Raw genomic sequence first — 4,783 nt, 5'->3', positions numbered from 1 at the left:
TGCTGACCATCGGCTTCGTGATGCTGGCCGAGGTGCTGATCTATACGCCCTCGATAGGCCGCTTCCGCCTCAGCTATCTGGAAGAGAAGCTGGCCTCCTCGCACCTCGCGGTGCTGGCGGTCGAGGCGACGCCCGACCAGATGGTCTCGCCGGAGCTGGAGCGTGAGTTGCTGTCCCACGTGCAGGCCGAGTCCATCGCGCTCACCAAGCCCAACGCCGGCAAGCTGATGCTGATGACGGACATGCCGCTGATGGTCGACGAGACCATCGATCTGCGCGAGCGCGGCTTCTTCCACCTGATCGGCGATGCGCTTGCCGTCCTCGCCAGTGACGGCAAGCGGCAGATCCGCGTGAAGGGCGACTCGCCCAAGGACCCCCGCATCATGGTCGAGGTGGTGCTGGCCGAAGGCCCCCTGCGCGCCGCGATGCTCGACTTCTCCTGGCGGATTCTGGGTCTTTCCCTGGTGATCTCGGGCATGACGGCGGCGCTGGTCTTCCTGGCGCTCGCCTGGATCATGGTGCGGCCCATGCGCCGCCTGACCGAGTCGATGATCGCCTTTAGCGACGACCCGGAAGACGCCCACCACGTGATCCGCTGGCGCGGCCGCTCCGACGAGATCGGGGTCGCGCAGCGCGAGTTGGCCAATCTTCAGGAAACCCTGCGCTCCATGCTGACCCAGAAGACACGGCTGGCCGCGCTGGGGATCGCCGTTTCCAAGATCACCCATGACCTGAAGAACATTCTGGCGACGGCGCGCCTGGTCTCCGACCGCCTCTCCGACAGCGCGGACCCGGAGGTGCGCAAGGCGGCGCCGACCCTGCTGCGCGCCATCGACCGTGCGGTCCACCTCTGCCTTCAGACCCTGGACTTCGCCAAGGAGGGCCCCTCCAAGCCCCAGTTGGAGCCGGTCTGCCTCAAGCACCTGCTGGACGAGGTGGGCGAGGCCCTGCTGGCGGAGGGCGGGGAGCGGCGCTGGGAGAACCGCCTGCCCGACAGCTATCTGCTGGAAGGCGATCAGGCGCAGCTCTTCCGGGTCTTCCACAATCTGGCGCGCAACGCCTATGAGGCGGGCGCGCGCGAGGTATCGCTGGAGGCTTCGCTGACCGGCGACTGGCTGGCGCTGGAGATATCCGACGACGGTCCCGGCCTCTCCGAGCGGGCGCGCAAGCACCTGTTCCAACCCTTCGAGGGCTCGGCGAAGCCGGGCGGCACCGGCCTCGGCCTGGCGATCGCGCGCGAACTGGTGCGCGCGCATGGCGGGCGCATCGAGCTGCTGGACAGCGACGCGCGCGGCACGCGCTTTTGCCTGCGCTTTCCCGCCTCCAGCCTCGCCAGCAAGCAAAAACCGGTCGCGGTCGCCTAATGGGGGCTTGGCGCGGCGGCGGTGCTTGGCTACAAACGAGGGGCGATTCAACCAGCCCGTCTAGTGGAATCATCGGAAAGTGGGAGCCGGTCAGGAATGGGTGCGATAGGAAAGTGGGTTCTGGGAGGTGTGGTGTCGCTGGTGGCGGTCATCGCGCTCTTCTTCTCCGCCAAGGCGCATGACGACGCCATCTACTACACGGGGCTCGCGATCTTCATCGCCTGCACCCTCTTCGTCCTCTACCTGATCAAGCGGGCCTTCGACGAAGCCGAAGGCGCCTAGACGCCCGCAGCCTTCCCTGTTTCAGGAGTTCCGGCGTTTCAGGAGTCCCGGCAGGTCTGCTGAGCGACTTCCTTGCAGAACAGCCGCCCGCAGGGGCCATGGCCCCGTTCAGCCAGCACGGCCGCCATCAGACCCCCGTTCCTGTCGTCCGGCGTTTTCCCGTGGCTGATGTGGCTGCGCACTTCGCTGCACCTGAGCTGGCCGCTGAGCTGCTCCAACGCCTCGACCAGGGCGTGCGCGCAGGCGGCGGGATCCAGCAGGTCGAAGGCCATGAAGTTTTCCGCCAGCAGGACCCGCCCGAGCCGCAGGTCCGGGTGGCAGCGGTAGGTGAAAAGGGCGGCGATGTAGCCCTGTTCGTTCTCGACCGAGAGGATGCCGTGATCGGGCGGCTCTCCCCAATCGGGCTTTTCGGCCTTGGGCATGGGCGAGAGCAGCGGTGCGGCAAAGGCGGTCCAGGTTTCCAGCGAAAGCGTGGGATCGCAGGCCTGCAAAAGCGGAAAGGCCTGTTGCAGGCGTCCGGGCGTCAAGTGCGTGACTCGCAGGTTTCGCATGCTTTTCAGAACCGCCGCTTGAACCATCGTTCCCGCGAGTGTGAAATGCCCCCAGCACGCTAGTCGTTGACTTAGATCAAGCCCCGGCGTTGAATCCCCCTGAAGCGCCTGAAAGCGCCGGAGAGCAAGAGAGGGAGCGGGTAGACCGCCATCATGTCGACGTTCGACGTAAAGTCCGTTCGCCGTCTTGCCGACGCCCAGCCGAGGCCCGGCGGGGCGGAGCGTCCCTGCAGCGCCTGTTCGGTGCGCAACCTGACGGTCTGCGCGCCGCTCAACCCCATGGAGCTCTCCGAGTTCTCCTCGATCTCCACCAAGGGTCAGGTGGAGGCCGGCCAGCCGATCTTCGACGAGGGCGAGCCCGCCGATCACGTCTTCAACGTCACCGAGGGGCTGATCAAGGTCTACAAGCTGCTGCCCGACGGGCGGCGTCAGGTCACCGGCTTCCTGATCGCGGGCGACTTCCTGGGGCTCGCCAACGAAGACACCTACGCCTACTGCGCGGAGGCCGTGACCAACGCCAAGCTCTGCCGCTTCTCGCGCAAGAAGCTGGAGGGCATGCTGGAGCGCTTCCCCCAGGTCGAACGCCAGCTCCTCTCGGTCGCCAGCCACGAGTTGGCCGCCGCGCAGGAGCAGATGCTGCTCCTGGGCCGCAAGACCGCCAAGGAGAAGATCGCCTCCTTCCTGCTGAAGCTCTCGACGCGCTGCGAGACGCGGGGCCTCCCCGGCAATCCCCTGCATCTGCCCATGAGCCGCAACGACATCGGCGACTATCTGGGCCTGACCACGGAAACGGTCAGCCGCACCTTCACCCAGTTGAAGACCGCCGGGACCATCCGGCTCTTGAGCGGCAGCCGGGTCGAACTGGCCGACCGCGACGCCCTGGAGGAGATCGCCGAAGGGCTTTAGCCCCGATCGGGCGAAGGCTTGCCCCGGCGGCCGCTTCGCCCTAGGTTCGCGCCGCACTCCCGGAGTTCGCCGGGTCCAACAAGCCAAAGGCAGGGACTGCCCCCATGTCCAGCAGCGCCGCAAAGACTGAGATCAGCAGCACGCCCGACGTGGTGCGCAGCGTCGCGGCACTGCGCGGGCAGGTGGCCGAGTGGCGCGGCGCGGGCGAGCGCATCGCCCTGGTGCCGACCATGGGCTCGCTGCATGAAGGCCACCTGAGCCTGATCCGCCGCGCCCAGGAAAGCTGTGAGCGGGTGGTCGCCACCATCTTCGTCAATCCGCTGCAGTTCGACCGGCCGGGCGACCTTGCCGCCTACCCGCGCGACGAGGCGGCCGACCTCGCGGCGCTCGCCTCGGTCGGCACCGACCTGCTGTTCGCGCCGGGGCCCGAGGAGATGTATCCGCCCGGCTTTGCCACCGGCGTCATGGTGGCCGGCCTGACCGAAGGGCTCTGCGGGGAACACCGGCCCGGCCACTTCGGCGGGGTCGCGACGGTGGTCACCAAGCTGCTGTTGCAGGCTCTGCCCGATCAGGCCTTCTTCGGCGAGAAGGACTTCCAGCAGCTCCGCGTTATCCAGCGCATGGCGCGCGACCTGGACATCCCCTCGGAGATCCTGGGCGTGCCGACCGTGCGCGAGCCGGACGGCCTGGCGCTCTCCTCGCGCAACCGCCACTTGAGCGAAAGCCAGCGGCGGGCCGCGCCCACGCTCCACCGGGTCATGAGCGAGATGGCCCGGCGCCTGCGCGAGCAGGGCGAGGAGGTCGGGGAGGCCGAGGCCTGGGGCCGCCGCCAACTCGCCGAGGCGGGCTTCGAGAAGGTCGAGTACCTGGAGCTGCGCGACGAGGAGAAGCTCCTGCCGCTGAGCCGCCCGCAGACCGGCAGCCGCCTCTTCGCCGCCGCCTGGCTCGGCGCCGTGCGCCTGATCGACAACCTGAAGGTGGCGTGACCGAAGTATTCGAGCAGATGCTAGATCCGGAGTCCCGCTACGTCCGCGAAAAGGTTCCAGAGATTCGCGCCAAGGTGAGGCAGGTGGGCGCCGCCGTTGCGGAGCTGTCTTGGGCGCTTTTCAATGAGAATCGGTTTTGCAGGGCTGGCCGCAACTGCGGCAGTCTTTACCATCCTCTTCATAACGCGAAAATGGCGGAGGCTTACGAGATTTTGCTACGCGATGCCCTGGCCCATCGCGAGCGAATGTGTCGGCAAGCTCCCGGAGCCCTTGAGGAGGCCGGCGGCCTTTGTGACCGCCGGCCAAACCTAGGGTCTTAAGGCACCCTGAAATCTTCAGCGCGGTCTGGCCGCCCGCCTATGGCCATCGGGTCAGGCCGTCCTGGGTCTGCTTGGCGCTGCCGGTCAGCCTGGCGCGGGCCTCGGCCAGGGTCTTTTCGGCCTCGGGCAGCTCCTCGTCGGTCAGCTCAGGCAGGCGGTCGGAAAGGCCGCGCTTGAACTTACCCAGAGAGGCCTCCGTCCCGCGCGGGCTCTCGCCCAGACGCCGGATCGCGGCCAGGGCCTCTTCGCCCGAGGCGGTCTTGCCGCTTTCGCCCCGGCCCGGGGTCAGGTCGAGGCGGGGGCCGCCGGGACTGGGTGCGTCCTCCATGATCTTGCCGCCCCGGCCGAAGCGGTAGCCCTCCTCCTCGAAGCGC

At 67.8% G+C, this 4,783-nt stretch carries 6 protein-coding genes; 4 read left to right on the top strand and 2 right to left on the bottom strand.

Features of this window, described 5'->3' with window-relative positions; translation table 11 throughout:
- A partial coding sequence (locus tag P8X75_14525) for a HAMP domain-containing sensor histidine kinase (protein ID MEJ1996397.1) occupies window positions 1–1,364 on the top strand: 1,364 nt, incomplete at its 5' end.
- A gap of 96 nt (window positions 1,365–1,460) precedes the next feature.
- Entirely contained in the window at window positions 1,461–1,646 is a 186-nt protein-coding gene (locus P8X75_14520) for a hypothetical protein (GenBank protein MEJ1996396.1), read from the top strand.
- Window positions 1,647–1,684: 38 nt separating this feature from the next.
- On the opposite strand, the gene P8X75_14515 is transcribed toward P8X75_14520, so the two are convergent.
- Window positions 1,685–2,197, bottom strand: coding sequence for a hypothetical protein (locus P8X75_14515; GenBank protein MEJ1996395.1), 513 nt, complete (start codon window positions 2,195–2,197; stop codon window positions 1,685–1,687).
- A 153-nt stretch (window positions 2,198–2,350) separates the two neighbouring features.
- Here P8X75_14515 and P8X75_14510 point away from each other — a divergent pair, with 153 nt between their 5' ends.
- Both P8X75_14510 and panC read left to right on the top strand, forming a co-directional pair.
- Window positions 2,351–3,103, top strand: a complete 753-nt coding sequence (locus tag P8X75_14510) for a helix-turn-helix domain-containing protein (protein MEJ1996394.1) — start codon at window positions 2,351–2,353, stop codon at window positions 3,101–3,103.
- A gap of 104 nt (window positions 3,104–3,207) precedes the next feature.
- Window positions 3,208–4,089 carry a pantoate--beta-alanine ligase gene (gene panC / locus P8X75_14505; protein ID MEJ1996393.1) on the top strand — a complete coding sequence of 294 codons (882 nt, stop codon included), beginning with the start codon at window positions 3,208–3,210 and terminating at the stop codon, window positions 4,087–4,089.
- 357 nt (window positions 4,090–4,446) lie between these two features.
- On the opposite strand, the gene P8X75_14500 is transcribed toward panC, so the two are convergent.
- Window positions 4,447–4,783, bottom strand: a 337-nt coding sequence (locus tag P8X75_14500) for a hypothetical protein (protein ID MEJ1996392.1), incomplete at its 5' end; no start/stop codon positions are given.

This window comes from Limibacillus sp. (assembly GCA_037379885.1).
In the GTDB taxonomy this organism is placed as follows: domain Bacteria; phylum Pseudomonadota; class Alphaproteobacteria; order Kiloniellales; family CECT-8803; genus JARRJC01.
The sequence above is the reverse complement of the archived record's forward strand: the minus strand, read 5'-3'. Positions and strand labels throughout refer to the sequence as shown.

Bases quoted from the DNA above. Each gene is read 5' to 3' on its own strand.
- P8X75_14520 (MEJ1996396.1), top strand. From the start codon at position 1,461: ATGGGTGCGATAGGAAAGTGGGTTCTGGGAGGTGTGGTGTCGCTGGTG.
- panC (MEJ1996393.1), top strand. From the start codon at position 3,208: ATGTCCAGCAGCGCCGCAAAGACTGAGATCAGCAGCACGCCCGACGTG.
- P8X75_14510 (MEJ1996394.1), top strand. From the start codon at position 2,351: ATGTCGACGTTCGACGTAAAGTCCGTTCGCCGTCTTGCCGACGCCCAG.
- P8X75_14515 (MEJ1996395.1), bottom strand. From the start codon at position 2,197: ATGCGAAACCTGCGAGTCACGCACTTGACGCCCGGACGCCTGCAACAG.